The sequence below is a fragment of the Staphylococcus sp. 11-B-312 genome (assembly GCF_016743055.1).
GTDB classification, from domain to species: Bacteria; Bacillota; Bacilli; order Staphylococcales; family Staphylococcaceae; genus Staphylococcus; species Staphylococcus ureilyticus.
The window spans coordinates 643,468-664,966 of record NZ_CP068241.1 but is presented as its reverse complement, the minus strand read 5'-3'; the positions used below and the strand labels follow the sequence as shown (position 1 = coordinate 664,966).

Genomic DNA, 21,499 nt, shown 5'->3' with positions numbered 1-21,499 from the left:
CTATACACAAAATAAATTGTGCATCCTTTTTACAATAGAACATAGTGTTTTCTTCATAGAAAAAGAGTAGGACAGAAGTCTAATTTTATTAAAAGATTTCTGTCCCACTCCATTGATTTAGGAATCATAATTATATTACGGTTCATTTAATTATACTATTGATCAACGATGACACCATCATCTAATTCGATGACTCTATCAGCATAATCAAATAGTCTTTTATCGTGCGTTATCATAATACCAATCATATTTTTACTTTGAATTTGATTTTTAATCATATCTATCACTTCTGTGGCACGTTCAGCGTCTAAACTTGCAGTTGGTTCGTCAGCTAAGATTATTTTCGGATGATTCATCAATGATCTCATGATGGCAACACGTTGCTTTTGTCCGCCTGAAAGTGTGTGTGGAAATACGTTGAGCTGTTCTGCTAAACCGATTTGTGTTAATAGTTTTTCTGATCTATCAGTGGCTTCTTTTTTAGACATACCTGCTTCTTTACCTATTGTTGTTAACTGATCTTTAACTTTTAAATAAGGTACTAAGTGTGAAGATTGAAATATAAAACCAATTTCATTAAGTCTTAGCTCAGAAGCTTTTTTATCACTATCATATAAATGCTCACCATTATATAATATTTCACCACCACTTTGTGACAATAGCCCACCTAAAATAGTTAAAAGCGTTGTTTTACCTGAGCCTGAAGCACCGTTTAAAATTACAAATTCTCCTTCATTCACTTCAAAATTAATCCCTTTTAAAACTTTAGTTTCGGAAGAACCTTTCCCAAAGGATTTTTTTATATCTTTAACTTGTAAACTCATTATTCTCCACCTCCGATAGCTTCAATAGGATCTACTTTAAATAATTTAATAAATGATAGTGCTGCGCCAACAATTGCAACAACGATGAAAATGCCTACGACTAATAATATATTCGCAACAGTTACGTGGAAAGGCATAGAAATTGGCATTATTAATGATAAACCACTAATTAATGCAACAGCAATTATCACTGCAACCATTGTAGTTATTAATATTTGTAATACTAAAGCACTTAGTAAATGTCTTGTCTTCATACCAATTGCTTTTAAAATACCGATTTCTGGAATTTTTTGTATCGTCATAACATAGAAGAATGCACTGAGAACTATAGCAGAAATGACAAACAAGCTAACTATCATCATATTAAGTGGTGCTTGTTCTGCTTGATAACTCGGTATTTCACTTGTGATATCGTCTTCCGTAAATACATCGATACCATTAATATCTTCTAATTTATTTATCTGTTTTTGTGACATATCTTGAATTGGATAAACGGTACTTACATTTTTATTCAATTTATCAAATCCACTATTATTCATCATAACCACTGAACTATGAGCATACATTGTGTCATCCAAAATACCTGATACTTTTAACGTTTCACCGTCTTTAATTTTAATGTTGTCTCCAACATCTACCCCACTTGCAGTTAATTTACTATTAATTGCAACTTCATTGTCTTTTTTAGGATAATGTCCTTCTGACAATTCTGGTTTTTCATTTTTCACTGTATTCGTCATAACAACATCTTCTTCATCTTTATCAATTTTCAAAGTTTGAGATGCTATTTTTAAAGGTGACTGTCCACTAATATCTTCAATTTTCTCTTGCTGTTCTGGTTTAATAATTGATTTTTCGATTTGTGGTGTTTTGTTATTTTGCATCACATATTTTTCTGACTTCATATTATCTAACATAGAAATATTTTCTCTTGCTAAACCTTGTGCCAACCCACTAATAAATAAAACCATAACACCTAATAACAATATAATTAACATGATTAATATATAACGAAATTTATAATATTTTATCTCTTGCCATGCCAATTTCATAGTGTTTCACTCCCTTTCAAGAACTTATATTTAAAGTTTAAGGTCTTTATATGAACTCAATATGAACTATGATTAACTTTTTAAATTATTTCCTATTTGTTAAGTTAAATTTTTCCATATATAATGTCTGTAAAATGATTAAGGAGATTTTGAGCATGACAACTTGTTTAATTGTCGATGATGACAGTAAAATTTTAGAATATGTTTCAAATTATATTTCACGAGAAGGACTAGATGTTGTGACACAATCAAGTGCTGAAAACGCACTGTCGTATTTAGATACACATCAGGTTGATATTGCTATCGTCGATGTAATGATGCCTGGCATGAGTGGTTTTGAACTATGTAAAGTTTTAAAAGAAGATTTTGAAATGCCTGTCATTATGTTAACAGCAAGAGACGCACTTAGTGATAAGGAACAAGCCTATTTAACTGGTACAGACGATTATGTTACTAAGCCATTTGAAGTAAAAGAGCTTATCTTTAGAATAAAAGCAGTATTAAAACGGTATAATATAAATGCTAATAATGAATTGAAAGTTGGAAATCTCACGCTCAATCAAGCTTATTTAGAACTTCAATCTTCTACTAAATCAATGAATTTACCAAATAAAGAGTTTCAACTCTTATTCTTACTTGCTTCACATCCAAAACAAGTATTTAACCGTGACGATTTGATTGAAAAAATTTGGGGCTTTGACTATGAAGGTGATGAACGGACCGTTGACGTACACATTAAGCGTTTGAGAAAGCGATTGTCAAAGTTAGGAGCTACGATTACGATTCATACAGTACGTGGCTTAGGATACAAGGTTGATGACAATGTTTAAATCACTATATTCACGTATTGCTATTTATACTGTCGTCATTTTACTATCGAGTGCATTGCTTAGTTTTCTATTAACTAACATTATTTATCACAATCATTTAAAAGAGAATAATGATGCAAAAATAATGAGAACATTAAAAGATGCTATTTCCTATGAAAAAGAATCTAAGATACAAATGCCAAAACCCTTTTTCAAACATCTTGGACAAATGAATTATCAAGTGATGACCGTCTCAGAAAATGGCAAAAAGGCTTATTATGGCACTGCATTTAGAAAAGATAATGTTGACTCTAAAAACATTAAATCTGTGTTAAATGGCCATGATTATCATGGGATAAGAAATTTGCCTTACAACCCTTTTATCACTGGATTTTTTGAAAATACTACTCAAAATACTGTGGGTGTGCAATTTCAATCCAATGGTCAAAATTATGCTGTTTTTATGAGACCAGACATCGGAAAAACTTTTAGTGAATTTAGAATTTTCTTAGTCATATTAATTACACTCTTATTAGTCATCTCAATCATTTGGGTTATTTCTTCAACTTATATGATTATTAAACCGATACAACAGTTAAAACAAGCGACTGAAAGGTTAATGGAAGGCAATTTTGATGTACCGATAGACATTAAACGTAATGATGAATTTGGCACATTACAATATCGATTTGATAAAATGAGACTCTCTTTAAAACAAGTCGATGACATGAGACAGCACTTTGTTCAAAATGTTTCACATGAGATCAAAACACCATTAACACATATTCATCATTTACTTGATCAATTAAAATTCGCTAAAGACGCAACAGCTCGTGAAAAATATATCGATGAAATATACCAAATTACAACACAGCTCAGTGAATTAACCAAAGAACTTTTATTATTATCAGAAATTGATAATGGCGAACATCTAGAATTAACTGACAACATCGAACTTAATAAACTGATTAAACAGATTATACGCCATGAACAATTTGCGACGAATGAAAAAGATTTGATCATTATGTCTGATTTAGCTAATGTATCTATAATTGGGAATGAGCGCTTACTAAACCAAGCTTTTCAAAACTTAATAACGAACGCGATCAAATATTCTGAACAAGGGGGTACAATTGATATTACACTCACACATGATACCGATCAAATTCATTTTAATATCACTGATGATGGTCAAGGCATGACACCAGAAACCCAATCTCGTCTATTTGAGCGTTTCTATAAAGCAAGCAATCATGATAATAGCAATGGCTTAGGCTTAGCTATTGCGAAAGCAATTTTTGAATTACACAATGGTACAATTGAAGTAGCAAGTACGAAATATGAAGGTACGACATTCACTGTTACCATCCATAAATAACAATATAACAAGTGAGCTGATACCTGTGAATTTTATGAATTAAAGCTCATAACAGGTTACAATATTTTCTAGCAAACATAGACAATTAAAACCTTGAGATTTTAATTACAAAAAGAGCGCTAATCCTTTGCGGATTGGCGCTCTTATTTTGACTATGGTTATTTATCTCCTAAGCTTCTCATTTGTTAAAATGAGTGCACTATATCTATTAATTAATCTTTAAGTTTTTAGTTATTTCTTTATTAATTTGAGTGTATAGAGCTTCATTTTCCGATAATTTCATACCGAATGAAGGCACTATTTCTTTAACTTTTTCTTCCCAATTGTTAAATTCTTGTTTATAACAACGTTGAAGTACATCTAACATGATGTCAACAGCAGTTGAAGCACCTGGAGAGGCACCTAACAATGCTGCTAAAGAACCATCTTCGGAAGTAATGACTTCTGTACCAAATTGTAACGTGCCTTTTCCTTTATCTGTATCTTTAATGACTTGTACACGTTGTCCAGCAACCACAATTTCCCAGTTTTCGCTTTTTGCATTTGGCACAAATTGACGTAAATCTTCCATTCTCTCTTCATTTGATAATGTGAGTTGAGAAATTAAATATTTAGTTAAGTTCATTTCTTTAATTCCTGCCGATAGCATTGTAATAAGGTTGTTTGGTTTCACTGATTTTATTAAATCCATATTTGAACCAGTCTTTAAAAATTTAGGTGAAAAACCAGCAAATGGCCCAAACAATAATGTACGTTTGCCATCAATATAGCGTGTATCTAAATGTGGTACTGACATTGGCGGCGCACCAACAGCTGCTTTTCCATAAACTTTAGCAAGATGTTTTGATGTGATAGCCTCATCTCTACATACTAAGAACAGACCACTTACTGGGAATCCACCAATATGTTTAGATTCCTTGATACCTGTTTTTTGTAATAAAGGTAAACTAGCACCACCGGCACCAATAAACACAAAATCACTTTCCACTATTGTCACTTCATCCGTTTTCAAATCTTTCACTTTAACTTCCCAAGTGCCATCCTTACGTTGACTTAGGTTTTCTACTTCATGTTCGTAATTAAGTTCTACATGTTTATCTTCTAAATTTGAAAATAATTTTTTTGTTAACGCACTAAAATTCACATCTGTCCCCGTTTTATCATATGTAATAGCCATTGGTATATTGGATGTACGCCCTTCCATAATCAACGGTGCCCATTCAGAAATTTGCGCTTTGTCATCTGTAATTTCCATATTACTAAATAAAATATTTTTATTTAATCTTTCTACACGTCTTCTTAAAAAATCTACATTGCGTACACCCTGTACAAAACTCATATGCGGCACAGGCTTAATAAAGGCTTCAGGTTTTGATAATTGACCTTGCTTAACAAGATAATTCCAAAATTGCTTTGTAATTTGAAACTGTTCATTAATTTTAACAGCTTTAGAAATATCGATTGATCCATCTTTGTTTTCGTTTGTATAATTTAATTCGCATAATGCAGAATGCCCTGTTCCTGCATTATTCCACGCATTTGAACTTTCTTCTGCTGGTGTAGATAATCTTTCAAACATTTTAATATCTTTCTCAGGTGCAAGTTCTTTTAATAACGTTCCTAGTGTTGCGCTCATGATACCGCCGCCAATTAATATGACATCTGTTTTGCTATGTTGTTTACTCATAACAAACACAGTCCCCCTTTTATATATGTTTATAGACACGTTATCTTTATCTAGGAAAATCACAGCCATGATAAAGCGTTTTCTATAGTGAATAATTTAAATCTTAATCTACTATAATTATACTAAATGTTAAAAAATAGCAGAATCTTTTGTTACACTTCTAATTATATACGTTATTGTCCTATGAAAAAAGGGCTTTCAGTAATTCTACTCAAATTATGTTAATACCTGTTAACTATAATAGCTATGAGACGACTTAAATTGCAATTAACATTAGACACTTAAAATCAAATTACATTGTGTCACACATAACATTCATTACTTTATCACTCTCTTAAATTTCATGCTATAATAAATTTTAATTTAATTCTTATACTTTTGGAGGTATTCCAATGAAATCTATCACTTTTTTTACGCATAATGTTTATGCTATGGGTGGTACTGTTAAATCTATTTCTCAATTAGCTAATGTTTTAGCCGAAAAAGGTCATAAGGTTGAAATCATTTCCGTTTTCAAGGGGGCTTCTAAACCTTATTTCAAACTACATAAATCTATTAAAGTTCGTGCTTTAACAGACTATCAGTTACATTTTTTAAATATTAAAGCTATATTTTTTAATAGAATCCGCAAATACACTCCGTTTTCTAGACCAAAATTAATTTCACAATATGAACCAGGTCTTTATCAGTTTTCACATTATATAGAAAAGAAAATGATTCAAGCAATACGCAATGTTTCCACTGATATGCTCATTGGTACACGTGCGAGTTTTAATATATTAATTGCTCACTATGGTCCACAAAATGTAGAGAAAATAGGTATGGAACATATGAATTTTGAAGCACATAACGATGCCCTACAACAAGAAATCTTAGATGCTTATCAATATTTAGACAAAATAACCACACTAACAGAAAGTGATAAAAGTAAATATGAATCTTTTGTTCAAACTCCTGTTTATGTCATACCCAACATTTTAAATGAGCCCCGTCTCTCAATATCAAAAGAAAAAATCATTACTGCCGCAGGACGACTAGAATACGAAAAAGGGTTCGACCTATTAATTCAAAGTATCATACCTATTCAACAAGAAGTCAGACGTTTTAAATATCAAATACACATCTATGGTGACGGAAAAGAGCATGAGCTTTTACAACAATTAGTCATAGAGCACCAACTAGCAGATATCGTAAAACTTTATGGTTCAACTCAGCAATTAAACGAAAAATTAGCTAAAAGTGATATTACAGTCGTCCCTTCTCGTAATGAAGGGTTCGGAATGGTAATTTTAGAAGCTATGAATCAAGGTAATGTCGTGGTTAGTTTTGATGGTAATGCAGGACCAGACGCTCTGATACAAAATAACGTCAATGGATACCTCGTATCGCATGGAAATGTAAAAGATCTTTCTAATAAACTACTCAGACTTATCAATCAGGAATTTAATAAACAATCCATCATAGAAAATGGGTATCAAACCGTCCAATTATTTTCATCAGATTCAGTCTACCATTACTTTCAAATGATGATTGCATCGAAATAAAAAAAGAAGCCAAACGGCTTCTTTTTTATTTCGATCTTTATATTTTATTACAATAAACCTAATCATCTGTAATATGCCATAATCACAGGCATCTTACTAACAACCATAACCACGATGATGCTTTAATGAATGATAAAGTTCAACATGAAAGTCCATAAACATATAAAGATAATAAATGCAAAACTATAGCGTAACGTCATTTTTAATAACTCTGATTCTTTACCTACTTGTTGTACAGATGCAGTTGCAATCGCAATGGATTGTGGTGAAATTAATTTCGCTGCTACACCACCTACTGTATTTGCAGATACAAGCAATGCACCGCTTGTACCAATATTATTAGCTACCGCTGACTGTATCGGAGCAAATAGTGTATTATTATTTGTCACAGAACCAGTTAAAAATACGCCAATCCAACCTAAGATAGGTGACAATAGTGGGAAGATTGATCCTGCTTTAGCAATACCTTCACCTAAAGCATTACTTAAACCTGCATAAGTCATCAATTTAGAAATAATTAAAATAATACAAATTGTAATAATAGGTAACCATAATTCTTTAAAAGTTAATTTTAATAAGCGTGTTGCATCAAGCATGTTCACTTGTTTTGACATTAATATAGTTATTAAAATTACTAATAAAATCGCTGTACCAGTTTGTCCAATGATATTGAGTGGTAATGTAATTGCTTTGTCAGCAATGTCACTATACGTACCTGGTAGTTGAATATTAAATACTAATGCGCTCAACGCACCATTAGGTGAGAACAACGCTTTAAATTGTGGTGCACTCCAAATCATAACTAATGCTGTTAAAATCACAAATGGACTCCATGCATATATTAAAGTTTTAAAATTATGTTTTACAATAGACTTAGGTTCTCCACTATCTTTCAACCTAAATATATTTTTAGGCTGATGTTTTTTAGAATATAAGGCTAACGCTAACATTGATACTAACGGTGGGATAATATCAGCTAGTTCTGGTCCAATAAACACCGTAATCAAAGCTTGTAATATCGTAAAAGTTCCACCAACAATAAGGATTGCTGGTAACGTTTCTTTAATACCTTTAAAACCGTCAATAATCCATACTAATAAAAATGGGATAAACATATTCATAATCGATAAAGTTAAAGCAGACATTTGAGAAACCGCAAATCCTGTAACATCACTTGGTAAACCAAGTGTATCAATCACTGTTACAGGCAAGCCAATTGCTCCAAATGCACCAGCTGAAGCATTAGCAATTAAACATAACATTGCAGCTTCTAAAGGTTTAAAGCCTAATTGAGTTAATAACAAGGCACATATGGCAATCGGCACACCAAAGCCTGCTGCACCTTCTAAAAATCCATTAAACGCAAAACCTATGAGCAATAATTGAATACGATGATCTTGCGATACACTCGCAATACTATCTTGAATCTTATCAAATTGCCCAGTTTCATTTGTAACCTTATATAACAGCACTGCCATAATCACAATATAACCAATTGGAATGATGCCTTGGAAAAATCCTTCAATTGATGCACCTGTTGCGATATTCATAGGCAATTTGAATATCGTTATTGCAAGTATCAATGTAACTAATAATGTCGTAATTGAAGCATATATCCCTTTCATTTTGAAAATGGTTAAGCATAATAAAAATAAAATGATAGGGATAGCGGCTACAATACTGGATAATAATACATTGTTAAAGGGGTTAATACTTTCTACAAACATTTATACTCACTTCCTATACTTAAATTAATTAATCATCTTCCATTTGTGAATTATTTCACATAAATTATAACATCTACTTTAAGTAAAATACAATAATTTCCAAAAAATTAATAGCCTAAAATTAAAGTTTTTATTTTTCTAATAAATTCCAATTGAATATACATCATCTCAAACGCAATTCTTCAATCCTAATATGAATATTGAAGTTTCTTTTATCTATGACGTATTAAATGATAAAATAAGGATAATAATATTTAAATCGAGGGATTATAAATGATAAAGCAAATAGAAGTTTCAACGTGGGACCTTTTCGTAAAGGACCTTGAGAAAGCTACAGCACAAGGATATACTCACTTTGTATATATAGATCAAAATAGTGAAATTTATCAATCGATGTTAGACGCAGTTACACTAAAACCGGTCACTATCGTTGCAGATTATACAATCAATCAACAATATTTAAATGATTGCCGATATTTTGGTAAACCCGAAATCACTTTTAATGATTGGATGGATAATCTAAATCATTTTCCAAATATTATTTTCCATATAGAAACCACTCAAAAAATAATAAACAATTATACCATTAATAATATATTTGACTTAGCATTATTATCACTATTGCAAGATGATGTAGCAACAGATAGCCATGTCGTTTTCAATTTCAAACATGCTTTTACAACCAGTAGTGCTATATGGGATTACATTCAAGCATTCACGCCATTAAACACTACTAAATTCAATTTAAACAAATTAGCCTTTGAACATAAACACTCGATACCATTTAAAAATAGTGAAACACTAGCGCCTAATCACGACGACATTCGATTTACAGATAAAGTGCTTAAAAATACTAAATTCAAACTTCCACATTGGATTTATACTTTAGTTCATCGTCATTACGAAAAAAAACATTATGAAAGCAGTTATATTTATAAGAAAGATAAATCGAAAGTTAAAAATCATATCGTCTTTTTAGGTTTTGATTATGGATTTCGAGGTAATTCTCGCTATTTATTTAATCATTTTGCAAAGTACTTTTCTAAATTACCTATATTTTTTATAACGAATGATGTAAATGGCCCTAATTTTATCGATCCAAATGACGCGAAATCAAAAAATCTAATAGAAACAGCAAGTGTGGTTATTTTAGAAAACGATATCCCTGATGATATCAAACCAAATGGTACAATTATACAACTATGGCATGGCACACCTATTAAAAAACTATTTTTAGATAGTCATGAACCTAATGAGAATCTCAATATCTATAATTATCGTGCACGCAAATATAATAAATGGTTGCAACAAGATTACTTCATCAGTGATTCCGGAGCCATTATGGAACATTTCAAGTCTGCGTTTCCCCAACAACACACACACTTATTAAATTGTGGGTATCCGAGAATTAGATATCTGTTAGATAAACAATCTGATCAACCATATATCTCATTTATAAAGAAAGAATTAAAACTAGATCCTCAAAAACAAACATTACTTTATGTTCCTACATGGAAAGCAGCAAATGAAGCAACCGATTTGTTACCAATGAGTGATGGCTTATTGAATAAATATAATGTTATCTTTAAAGGACATATCAACGACCAATCTAACTATATACCTGAAAATGCTATCATTGCGCCATCACATATTGAAGTTCAAGATTTATTGTTAGTATCAGATACAGTATTAACAGATTATTCTTCACTTATTTTTGATGCACTTACGATTGATAAAACTGTCTGCCAATATACGCCTGACCATGAAAAATATGTGAGTGAACGCGGTGTTTATGAAGATGTTATGCATTCTCTTTCTACAGTCAGATATAGTGATTCAAAAGCGCTCTTAAATGATTTAATCAGTCACCAAATGAAAGATATACATGCTAATCCGTTTATAAATAAAGACAACCATGCCTTTGAAACGATTTCACATATTATTCAAAAGTCGATTAATTCCAATAAATTAAACTAATCATCACATATACAACCAACAATTTGTTATTCTAATTTAAAATTCAAAGTTTTAAAATATGAATATTGGCTTTGGTGCTTTTAATTAAATATAAAATGCATTTAAAGGAATCATACTCGAACGATTCGCACATAAAGAAAATTTTACCAAAATAAAAAGTGGCAAGTTAGAAGTTAATGCTTTCTACTTGCCACTTTTTTATAATACGTATAAAAATCACGTTATTTTATGATGCTTTTATTGTTGGTAAGCTGGATCAACTACTCTAACAGTCCCTTGTTGGTCAACAGTTACAATTGAATAACTACCAGGTTGTGCTTGGTTTTGGAAGCTAAAGATATAGCTATAATTCCCTTCGCTTCCTTCAATAGCATAATCATTATAAGGATTTGATTGGCCATTTAACGCATTGACTTCAGCAGTTGCATTGTCTAAAGCGTTTTGGAAATTAGGCAATGACTGTAAAGCTGTTTGTGCGTCAGTGCTACCTGAAGTAATGTTTTGTGCGACTGGCACTGCATTTTGACCTTGATAAGGTGCCACATATTGAGAAGCACCACTGTTACCTGTGTTGCCCGCATTTGAATTACTTGCACTATTAGATGCTTGATCAGCATTACTATTTGCATTACTTGCTGTACTATCATTGCTATCCGCATTGCTTGAATTGTTATCATTATTTGAATTATCGCTATTGCTATCACTGCCGTTGGAACCGTTAGTCGAACTATCATTGGCATTGTCACTGTTTCCAGAATTGCTGCTATCATCAGAGTTAGAACTAGAGTCTGAGTCAGAACTATTTTTATCAGCATCACTGTCTGATTTGTTGTCCGAATTACTATCTGAATCTTTATCGGAACTATCATTGTCCTTTTTGTCATCGCTCTTAGAATCTTTTGAGTCTTTTGATTTGTCATCGGAAGACTGTTTGTCTTTCGAACTATCGTCTTTACTACCGCCATTGTCATCACTACCATTAGAACAAGCAGCAAGTGCTAATGTAAGTGTAAGAAAACCTGCTAATAACTTCTTCATATAATAAGCCTCCTTAGTTGTGTCCTTCCCATTGCCTAATTTAAAATTATGTAATGTGTTTAACAATTAGGATAAATGAGAATTATTATGTTATTCACTATTATTATTAAAATAAACACCTTTTATCAAAACTTTTTTTGAAATAAATATAATTTTTACAAAAACTTAAAAAATAGAAACTTTAATTTAATATCTAGCTTTTGCAATAGGAATACAATGCGCCAAGATAATTGAACAGATTACAGGATAAATGACTTTTTCAAAAGCTGCTATATGTTTTTTTCCATTATTAAATCTGTATCTACCACGTTACCAGTATGAAATTCATGGGAACCTGTTATACGTAGGCCTTGTTTTTTATAAAAGTTTAATGCTTTTTCATTATATTCCCATACACCTAACCAAATTTTTGTTTTATACAACTCGCGTGCTTTTTTAATTGCAAAATCAAAAACATTTTTCCCTTTTCCTCCACCTTGTGATTGAGGTAAAAAGTATATTCTTTGAATTTCTAAGTAGGATTCACCCATTGCCTCAGTTTGTGCATCGTCTATATTTAATTTAAAATAACCTACAATTTCATTATTGCTGAGATAAAAATATGTGAATGAATGTTTATTATTCAATTCGTCTTGTAACGTTTCCACATTATATGCCTGTTTAAAATAGGTTTCAAAATCTTCCTGTGTATATCCACCTTCTTTGAATGTATGTTTAAATGTTGTAATACAAATTTCTCTTAACCGATGTACTTCCGATTGTTTTACCAATTCAATATTATCTGTCATACTGCATGCCCCCTTTTTACCATCTTGTCAATTAGTATACTAAAATGTTAAATATGTTACTATACGACTTAATATATTTTTTTGACAACTTAAAGTATAGTCAAATGACATAAAGTTTACGATTGTTAAAATTAAAACGCTTACTTTTAAATCAGCGCTTTTACACTTATTGTGAAATTCACAATATCATGATAAAGTAGTTCTAGTTTTTTAATTGTTCATAAATATATACATAAGGGAGTGCCATAAGGCAATGACGAAAACATTTAAAGCTTTTGTGGTCAATGAACAAGACGGCAAAGTAACAAGCGAATTTAAAGATATGACAATAGATGATCTTCCAGAAGGTGAAGTGTTGATTAAAACGAAATACTCTGGAATTAATTATAAAGATGCATTAGCTACATTAGACAATTCAAAAATTGTTAACAGTTATCCAATGGTGCCAGGCATCGATTTAGCAGGTGTGGTAGCTCACTCTGACACACATGCTTTTGAACCAGGAGATGAAGTCATCGTTACAGGATACGGTTTAGGAACAGACCATTTCGGAGGTTTTAGTGAATATGTTCGCGTAAAAGAAGAATGGATTGTACCTTTACCTAAAGACCTCACACTTGAAGAAGCTATGATATATGGGACAGCAGGTTACACAGCTGGTTTAGCAATTGAAAAATTAGAGCATAATGGACTATCTGTAGAAAAAGATCAAGTGCTTGTAAGAGGTGCAACAGGTGGTGTAGGAACATTAGCGATTATGATGTTAAATGGCATTGGATATGATGTGATCGCTAGTACAGGTAAGACTGAAGCTACTGAAACACTTAAAACCATAGGTGCAAAAGATGTTATTTCTAGAATTGACAAAGAAGATAATAAACCTTTAGGTAAACGCACATGGCAAGCAGTCATCGATCCAGTTGGTGGTGACAGTTTTTCACAAATCATTAAGCAACTTAATTATAATGGTAGCGTTGCGCTCATTGGCATGACAGGAGGCGCTACATTCGATAGTTCAGTCTTTCCTTTCATATTAAGAGGTGTAAACGTTATAGGTATTGACTCTGTATATACAGAAATGAGACAACGGAAACATATTTGGCGTCGTCTGTCAAAAGATTTAAAACCAGATCAATTACATGATATAAAACATAATATAAACTTTAAAGATATTAAAAACAGCATAGATGAAGTGCTTCAACATAATAATTCTGGTAGAATTGTTATCGAATTCGACGCATAAGATGATTTTATAAAACTCCGCACATCAAACAAAAATTGATGTGCGGAGTTTTATTTGATATCAACTTATATAACTATACATTTTTATTTAAACTACAAAAATATTACAATTCATATAAATATATATCAATAGATAAATTTATTATACTTTAACATTTACAATTAAAATATGAAAGCGTATACTTATTATTATTGAATATTATCAGGAGGGTTAATATGGGAATCAAAGTGAATAAAAAGCTCATCTTTTTCCTTGGTGCATTGGGAGGATTACTCTATGGTTATGACATGGGGGTTATATCAGGTGCACTGTTATTTATAAAAGATGACATACCGTTAAATAGTTTTACTGAAGGACTTGTCGTTGCATCGATGTTAGTCGGCGCTATCTTCGGCTCCGGTGCGAGTGGACCTATGTCTGATAGATTAGGTCGTAGACGTGTTGTATTTATTATCGCTATTATTTATATTGTCGGTGCATTAATTTTAGCCTTAGCACCATCAATGCCAGTATTAGTAATTGGTAGACTTGTTATCGGATTAGCTGTCGGTGGCTCAACAGCAATCGTACCAGTATATTTATCTGAAATGGCACCTACCGAACAACGTGGTTCGTTAAGTTCCTTAAACCAATTAATGATTACAATTGGTATTTTATCTTCATATTTAATTAACTATGCTTTCACTCCAATCGAAGGATGGAGATGGATGCTCGGTTTAGCAGTATTACCTTCACTCATTCTATTAATCGGTGTAGCATTTATGCCTGAAAGCCCTAGATGGCTACTTGAACACAGAAGTGAAAAAGCTGCTCGTGACGTTATGAAATTAACATTTAAAGAAAGCGAAATTGATAAAGAAATTGCTGATATGAAAGAAATAAATGCTATTTCTGAAAGCACTTGGAATGTATTAAAATCACCTTGGTTAAGACCAACATTGATCATTGGTAGTGTATTTGCTTTATTACAACAAATTATAGGTATTAACGCTATTATTTATTACGCACCAACGATATTTAGTAAAGCTGGTCTTGGAAATGCAACTTCTATATTAGGCACAGTTGGTATTGGTACCGTAAACGTCCTTATTACGATTGTAGCAATTATGATTATTGATAAAATAGATCGTAAGCGATTATTAGTCATCGGTAATATTGGTATGGTAGCTTCACTATTAATCATGGCAATATTAGTTTGGACAGTTGGTATCCAATCTTCTGCATGGATTATGGTTGCTTGTCTAACGCTTTTCATCATCTTCTTTGGTTTTACTTGGGGACCAGTACTTTGGGTTATGTTACCAGAATTATTCCCAATGCGTGCACGTGGTGCTGCAACAGGAATCGCTGCTTTAGTACTATCTATTGGTAGTTTACTAGTTGCGCAATTATTCCCTATTTTGACTGATGTTTTATCAGTAGAACAAGTTTTCTTAATCTTTGCAGCTATCGGTGTCTGTGCTTTAATCTTTGTTATTAAATACTTACCAGAAACACGCGGACGTAGTTTAGAAGAAATAGAAGCTGATTTAAGATCTAGAACAAATGCAACTGATGTCAATGTTAAAGAATCCAAATAAACATTACATTGCTAAAACAAAATTAATGTGAGTTTTTAGGGTATAAAACCTATGCTCAAAATAAGAGAGCTAATCCGTTCTGGATTAGCTCTCTTTGCATCTCGCAAATTAATCCGTATAGTTTTCTAAAAGATGGTTTGGTATCATTCACTCTGAATGTGAACGCGTTGTATTATCATTAAAAAATGATATCAATTAGCACAACATCACACACGTCAGATTCTATCTTTATGATAGAGCAATGGACGTGTGTTTCATAGATAACTATCTTTAAACTACTGCTTCGCATTTAAACATTCTTCAACATATTTAAATTTAGTATTTGATATACATCCCACAAGAATGAGGTTCCGTAGTCGTAAATCCGAATTGTTCATACAATTGATCTGCAGGATAATCTGCCATTAAACTCACATAAGTACCATCTTCTGCAACAGATGATATATATTTCATAATATTAGTCATAACCTGTTTACCATAACCCTGACCTTGATAACGTGGTTCTACTGCTATGTCAATAATTTGAAAAGCAGTACCGCCATCTCCAATTACTCTGCCCATCGCTATTAATAAGTCATCATCATATATTGTAATGTCAAAGCATGCATTTGATATCCCTTTTTCTGTCGCCTTTTGTGATTTTTCACTTAACCCAGCTTTTTTTCTCATATTTCTATAATCTTGTACTGTTGGCGCTTCGTACTTTATTTTAACCATGTATTTTCATCCCCCAGACTGCTAAACCATGATTTATAAATATTTTTTCATCACTACTTTATTAGATTCTTTGAATGCATCATTATGACTCGATACATAACCTTCAGGAGCTGCTTCTGGTTCAACATAAAGCTTTGCTAGATTAGCTGCGTTTGCTGCGTCGCTAAAAGCACTCGCGATTAAGTGTGCTTTTGCTTCATGATAAATAATATCACCACAAGCGTATAGACCTTCAATACTCGTTGCAGTGTTACCAAACCCTTTAATATTATATTCACTATGCATATCAACTTGAGTTGTAGATTGTTCTAATAATGTATTTTCTCTATCGAATCCATGACTGACGATGACTTCATCAAAAGCACGTACCTCTTGTTCCCCTGTTTCAATATTTTCCAATATCACTTGTTCTATACGCGACTGGGTAACGTCTCCTATTAATTGATAGATATGTGTGTTGGGTAACTTTTCTACTGACAATCCATCTAATATATTTTTCATTGCTTCATAACCCTTGATATCCGCTTTTCGATAAATTAATGTCACACTTTTAGCATAGCCACTTAAATCATTTGCCCAATCTAGAGCAGAGTTACCTGCCCCTGAAATCAATACGTTTTTGTTTTTAAAATGTTTTAAAGATTGCACAACATAATGTAAGTTTGTTAATTGATATCTTTCTGCTCCCTTGATATCAAGTTGTTTTGGATTAATGATGCCACCACCAATGGCGATAATAACAGATTTGGATTTATATATATTTCCTTTATTGGTCTCTACTTCAAAATGACGTTCAGCCAATTTCCTAATATCTATCACACGTTCCTCTAAATTTACTTTAGGATTAAAATGTAGTCCTTGATTAACAGTATCTTGTATAATTTCATAGCAAGGTTTCGGTGCCAATCCCCCGATATCCCAAATAATCTTTTCAGGATACACGTGCATTTTACCTCCTAGCTTATCTTGAATATCAATAATTCTTACATTCATCCCTCTTAATCCAGAATAAAAGCTCGCGAACAGACCGGCTGGTCCACCACCGATAATGATTACATCATCCATAATAATCCTCCTACATGTACTACTTATTAATACCTATTATCCTATTATTGATAATGCTTATCAATTAAAAAGGATGACTTTTTAATAATTAATTACTTTATATGTATAATGGCTGTAAAATAAAATAAAAAGACGATCAAATTCGTATCGATCGTCTACTATATCTATGATTACTATATTTGTTTTAAAAATTCTATTTAGAGAAATTATTTTTCTGATTTTTTGACAATGGCGTTTTTAAGCAAGAAGAATAATAAAATAAAACCAGCTGTAATCACTGTATGCCCCATTCCTGCATAGCCAGCAAATGATTCTGGAACTTTAAGTCCCATCACTTGGTAAGTGCCTTTCGTAAACATCATACCAATCGTTACCAATACACCTATATTATACACGATAAAGAACCAATTAAATAAATAATAACTACTCAAATTAAATACTTTTGTTACTGGTAATAAAATGAGATGCATAAACATTCCTAATATTAACGTATGCGTATGTACTACTACTAATTGTGTATCACCTGTAAAGTCATAAGCAAGTGTTAATTCACGATAATAAAAACCACTAAGCAATCCTAAGATTGTATAAATTAAAAAAGCGTATAATATTCTGCGCATTCAAAATCCTCCTTAAAAATTATTATAAAATAAATTTAATTAAAATACAGTGACAATTCACCAAACTTCACAAAAAAGCCAGTAATCAAAATCTGATTACTAGCTTAATCACTTATACTTTATCTTTCTTTACGAGACTTTTTAAAAATTGCTATGAGCGCTAAAATAATAGCTATGATAGATACAATCCATAAAGCGATAGAATCATTGCCCGATTGATTATTTTCAGAATCAACATCAGCTTTTTTGGATACTTTAGTCATAGGTGATGGTTTTTCTGCGTCTTCATCACCATTCCATTTTACAGTTTCTCCATCGTCATAAGTTTGATAAGCATCCCATTTAAATTCGCCTTCTTTATCAGGATTTGCTACTTGAATAGGTAAATCGACAAATTCATTGGGTCCAATACCTTTATCTTTAGCTGTCCAAGTGATTTTGGTAATATTACCATCGTCATCTTTAGTTAATTTATGATCAAATGTTTCCTGTGGTGCAACACCTACAACATTTACACCTTTGGGTACTTTCAACTCTATTTTTGTCGTGTTCGCTTCTTTTTCTACTGGAACTCTAACATCATATTTTTCATAAGAACCTGGTTCACTTGTGTCAGGATTCATAGTCACATGTGCATGAGCACTTTTGGAAAATACTAAAACAGTAAAACAAACTGCGATGGCTAAAATAAATTGTCTTTTCATCTTTTAAACTCCTATCCTGGGATATTTAATTGACTCATAATTACACCTGCTAATATGAGTAAAATACCTATACTTAGTTCTATGATTAATGCAAATCTATTTGTCTGACGATGCTTACCAAGCGCTCTAGTTGTTTGATAAAATCCTAACGTCATCATCACAAATGTTAGCAAAATCTTAATAAGTAATAAAACGCTCCACGTTTGAATATTTTTCCACAATGTTAAGACATTCGTTTGGTCAATTGACATAAGGACACCTGATATGACAATTAACATGACAGCGCTAATATTTACTTTTAATAAAAAAGGTCTCATTTGATTTACTGCAAATTGTTTTTTACCCAATACCATCACCACTAAGTATATCAAAGCGCCTAACCAAAATGAGATTCCAGTAATATGGATCACTCTGATAAAAATCGACCATATTGGTACAGATTGAGACCAAGCATGTCCAGACATACTAAGCGCAATTAATATTAGACTTGGAATGAATATATACCAACTTGTAGCCATATTTTTCAAAGTGAAAAGCAATAATAATATGATAACTGCAATCATTGTTAATATGAATGGTGTTTGCAATAAAGTTGCTTTTTGTAGACTTAACACATCTGACACAACATCAGAAGATAAAGTCATCATATAAATTAAAACTGTGATAACGGAAATCATGACCAACGTCAAAATGGTTGGCATCGTGTATGTTTTAAAATTTAAATGAGGTAAACTTTGTCTTTTAGCTAAGCGGTTGACAAAATAAAGGCCGGTAAGTGTAATCAATAATCCTTCTATTATAAAGCGCGTAACCCCAAACCAAAAATCTGCCTTTTCATAAAACGGTGGTGCTGTATCAATTCCATTTGCTGTCTGTTTTCCAACTGAAAATTCAAAACTATCATTGATCTCATGGCCATCTGCAGACATTGTATGCCATTTTATACTGTGCGTACCTTTATTTAAATTTTCAATAGGAAATGTCAATGTTTGAGAGGAACCTGTTGTACTTGGTTTTACTTCAGTCAATTCAGAACCATTGTCATCATAAATCTTTATGCTTGAATACTTTGAATGGACTGGTTCATTAAATTGTAATGTTATTTCTTTTGGCGCGTTTTCAACCACACTATTTTGTGCTGGAGTAACTTTTTCTAAAGTTGCATGTGCTGAAACTTGCTGAGAACAAGTAACTATCCCAATGATCAACGAAATTATAAATATAACATAAGAAAACTTATGAAGTTTAAATGTTAATTGCACTTTCATCCCCCTTTTTCAAAAAGTTTATATTATCAATGATATTAAATGAAATATATATTCACAATATAAATTTCATTTTGTCATTTTTGGACAAATAATTATAAATTAAATATTATTGTTCCAATTAATTAGAAATAAAAGATTAGTTTTGTTACCATTAAAAATATTTATAATGTGTTGTTATAAAAATAAGTATTAAACTAATGCTAAATTTGTTTTTATTAGAAATGCTAAGTTACAAATTATGTATAAATTTAAATAGCAAAGGACTAATCCGTCGACTCTCACACGGACTAGTCCTTTGCTTTAATTATGCGCTTTAGGCCTCAACTTCTTATTCTTCAAGAATGATATGGTTTACATAAATATAACGCATTAAAATTCATCTTGTTCAACTTGCACAATTTTATCTACTTTACGTTGAGAACCGCCTTCCCAACTTACATTTAAGTATGCTTCAACATTTTTTTTAGCAACTTCTATACCAATAATTTGTGCACCCATAGTCAGTATTTGGGCATTGTTACTTAACTGTGCACGCTCTGCAGAATAGTAATCATGCGCCAAAGCAGCGCGTATGCCTTTTAATTTGTTGGCTGTTATCGCAACGCCAATGCCAGTTCCACAAATAAGAATACCACGTTCATTATCTCCTTGTTGGATGCTTTTACCAACTTTAGCAGCAACATCTGGATAATCCGTCTCTGCACAATGATAACAACCAAAATCTTCTACTTCATGGCCGAGTGTTTCTATATGCGTTTTCACTGCTTCTTTTAAGTCGTAACCATTGTGGTCTGCACCGATTGCTATTTTCATTCTAACTCCTCCTTATATACTTATCACTTCACTTATACATATGATTTAAATGTATTTAACATCAGATACGCTGACATCGCGCCAGGATCTACATGACCTTGCGAACGATAGCCTAATCGCTTAGAACGCCCTTTATTTGAAACAATATCCTTTGTACTTTCCATACCTTTTTTAGCCTCTAAAAGTGCAATCTCAAATGCTTCCTTGAAATTAATAGTTTGAGATTTAGATGTTTCTAATGAAAGATAGAATGGTTCAAGTGTATCAATCATCGTTTTATCACCTATTTCAGTTTTACCTCTTGCCTTAATTCCTTTACTGAATGCAATCCAAAATTGATATAAATCTGTATCATCTAATTCAGTTTTATTTTTCACTGCAACTGCTGACTTTAAAAAACCTGAAGCATATAAAGGACCTACAGATGACCCGACTGCATCCAAAAAGCTTTTACCAACAGCAACACTGATTTTTGCAATATCATCTTGTACTTGTAACTCGTTATGAATCGTACTTTTTACAGCTTGATAACCAATATTCATCGTCACACCATGATCACCATCACCTATTTTTCTATCTAATTCACATAAGTTATCTTTTTGTTCTTCAAACAACTCAGCTAATGCTAGGATGAATGATTTATATGTTTCACTTGTTAATGTCAT

General features: G+C 32.0%; 19 protein-coding genes. 6 read left to right on the top strand and 13 right to left on the bottom strand.

What is annotated here, in order from left to right:
* Positions 1 to 155: 155 nt before the first annotated feature.
* Complete coding sequence (locus JG554_RS02885) at positions 156 to 824, bottom strand: ABC transporter ATP-binding protein (RefSeq protein WP_019468865.1); 669 nt, start codon at positions 822 to 824, stop codon at positions 156 to 158.
* Positions 824 to 1,876, bottom strand: a complete 1,053-nt coding sequence (locus tag JG554_RS02880) for an ABC transporter permease (protein WP_070037510.1) — start codon at positions 1,874 to 1,876, stop codon at positions 824 to 826. Before JG554_RS02880 ends, JG554_RS02885 begins: the two co-directional genes overlap by 1 nt.
* A gap of 155 nt (positions 1,877 to 2,031) precedes the next feature.
* Here JG554_RS02880 and JG554_RS02875 point away from each other — a divergent pair, with 155 nt between their 5' ends.
* Both JG554_RS02875 and JG554_RS02870 read left to right on the top strand, forming a co-directional pair.
* The gene (locus JG554_RS02875) at positions 2,032 to 2,706 is read left to right on the top strand and encodes a response regulator transcription factor (protein WP_019468863.1); all 675 of its coding nucleotides are present in this window, start codon (positions 2,032 to 2,034) and stop codon (positions 2,704 to 2,706) included.
* On the top strand, positions 2,699 to 4,063 hold the full coding sequence (locus JG554_RS02870) for a sensor histidine kinase (protein ID WP_107360003.1): 1,365 nt from the start codon (positions 2,699 to 2,701) through the stop codon (positions 4,061 to 4,063). Before JG554_RS02875 ends, JG554_RS02870 begins: the two co-directional genes overlap by 8 nt.
* 208 nt (positions 4,064 to 4,271) lie before the next feature.
* Here JG554_RS02870 and mqo read toward each other — a convergent pair whose 3' ends face one another.
* The gene (mqo, locus tag JG554_RS02865) at positions 4,272 to 5,750 is read right to left on the bottom strand and encodes a malate dehydrogenase (quinone) (RefSeq protein WP_046208536.1); all 1,479 of its coding nucleotides are present in this window, start codon (positions 5,748 to 5,750) and stop codon (positions 4,272 to 4,274) included.
* A gap of 392 nt (positions 5,751 to 6,142) precedes the next feature.
* On the opposite strand from mqo, the gene JG554_RS02860 reads away from it, so the two are divergent.
* Positions 6,143 to 7,294: a glycosyltransferase family 4 protein gene (locus JG554_RS02860; RefSeq protein WP_064209334.1), complete on the top strand. Its 1,152-nt coding sequence runs from the start codon at positions 6,143 to 6,145 to the stop codon at positions 7,292 to 7,294.
* Between the two features lie 122 nt (positions 7,295 to 7,416).
* On the opposite strand, the gene JG554_RS02855 is transcribed toward JG554_RS02860, so the two are convergent.
* Positions 7,417 to 9,021, bottom strand: coding sequence for an L-lactate permease (locus JG554_RS02855; protein WP_070037508.1), 1,605 nt, complete (start codon positions 9,019 to 9,021; stop codon positions 7,417 to 7,419).
* A gap of 273 nt (positions 9,022 to 9,294) precedes the next feature.
* Between JG554_RS02855 and JG554_RS02850 the strand changes: the two genes are divergently transcribed.
* A complete protein-coding gene (locus JG554_RS02850) occupies positions 9,295 to 10,998 on the top strand; it encodes a CDP-glycerol glycerophosphotransferase family protein (RefSeq protein ID WP_070037506.1) in 1,704 nt (567 codons plus the stop codon).
* A 237-nt stretch (positions 10,999 to 11,235) separates the two neighbouring features.
* On the opposite strand, the gene JG554_RS02845 is transcribed toward JG554_RS02850, so the two are convergent.
* Positions 11,236 to 12,036 carry a hypothetical protein gene (locus tag JG554_RS02845; RefSeq protein ID WP_070037504.1) on the bottom strand — a complete coding sequence of 267 codons (801 nt, stop codon included), beginning with the start codon at positions 12,034 to 12,036 and terminating at the stop codon, positions 11,236 to 11,238.
* A 269-nt stretch (positions 12,037 to 12,305) separates the two neighbouring features.
* Positions 12,306 to 12,824 (bottom strand): GNAT family N-acetyltransferase, encoded by a 519-nt coding sequence (locus JG554_RS02840; RefSeq protein ID WP_019468856.1) that lies wholly within the window; start codon positions 12,822 to 12,824, stop codon positions 12,306 to 12,308.
* Between the two features lie 253 nt (positions 12,825 to 13,077).
* On the opposite strand from JG554_RS02840, the gene JG554_RS02835 reads away from it, so the two are divergent.
* Positions 13,078 to 14,067 carry an acrylyl-CoA reductase family protein gene (locus JG554_RS02835; protein ID WP_046208541.1) on the top strand — a complete coding sequence of 330 codons (990 nt, stop codon included), beginning with the start codon at positions 13,078 to 13,080 and terminating at the stop codon, positions 14,065 to 14,067.
* A 215-nt stretch (positions 14,068 to 14,282) separates the two neighbouring features.
* Positions 14,283 to 15,647 carry a glucose transporter GlcP gene (locus tag JG554_RS02830; RefSeq protein ID WP_176745319.1) on the top strand — a complete coding sequence of 455 codons (1,365 nt, stop codon included), beginning with the start codon at positions 14,283 to 14,285 and terminating at the stop codon, positions 15,645 to 15,647.
* A gap of 315 nt (positions 15,648 to 15,962) precedes the next feature.
* Here JG554_RS02830 and JG554_RS02825 read toward each other — a convergent pair whose 3' ends face one another.
* The 7 genes from JG554_RS02825 to dhaL form a co-directional block, all read right to left on the bottom strand.
* The gene (locus JG554_RS02825) at positions 15,963 to 16,364 is read right to left on the bottom strand and encodes a GNAT family N-acetyltransferase (protein WP_064209331.1); all 402 of its coding nucleotides are present in this window, start codon (positions 16,362 to 16,364) and stop codon (positions 15,963 to 15,965) included.
* A 33-nt stretch (positions 16,365 to 16,397) separates the two neighbouring features.
* Positions 16,398 to 17,429, bottom strand: a complete 1,032-nt coding sequence (locus JG554_RS02820) for an NAD(P)/FAD-dependent oxidoreductase (protein ID WP_019468852.1) — start codon at positions 17,427 to 17,429, stop codon at positions 16,398 to 16,400.
* A 206-nt stretch (positions 17,430 to 17,635) separates the two neighbouring features.
* The gene (locus JG554_RS02815; RefSeq protein WP_019468851.1) at positions 17,636 to 18,049 is read right to left on the bottom strand and encodes a DUF2871 domain-containing protein; all 414 of its coding nucleotides are present in this window, start codon (positions 18,047 to 18,049) and stop codon (positions 17,636 to 17,638) included.
* A gap of 119 nt (positions 18,050 to 18,168) precedes the next feature.
* Positions 18,169 to 18,753, bottom strand: a complete 585-nt coding sequence (locus JG554_RS02810) for a YcnI family copper-binding membrane protein (RefSeq protein WP_019468850.1) — start codon at positions 18,751 to 18,753, stop codon at positions 18,169 to 18,171.
* Positions 18,754 to 18,764: 11 nt separating this feature from the next.
* A complete protein-coding gene (locus tag JG554_RS02805) occupies positions 18,765 to 20,021 on the bottom strand; it encodes a copper resistance CopC/CopD family protein (RefSeq protein WP_046207593.1) in 1,257 nt (418 codons plus the stop codon).
* A gap of 369 nt (positions 20,022 to 20,390) precedes the next feature.
* Entirely contained in the window at positions 20,391 to 20,834 is a 444-nt protein-coding gene (rpiB, locus tag JG554_RS02800; RefSeq protein WP_064209329.1) for a ribose 5-phosphate isomerase B, read from the bottom strand.
* 32 nt (positions 20,835 to 20,866) lie between these two features.
* Complete coding sequence (dhaL, locus tag JG554_RS02795) at positions 20,867 to 21,499, bottom strand: dihydroxyacetone kinase subunit DhaL (RefSeq protein WP_070037502.1); 633 nt, start codon at positions 21,497 to 21,499, stop codon at positions 20,867 to 20,869.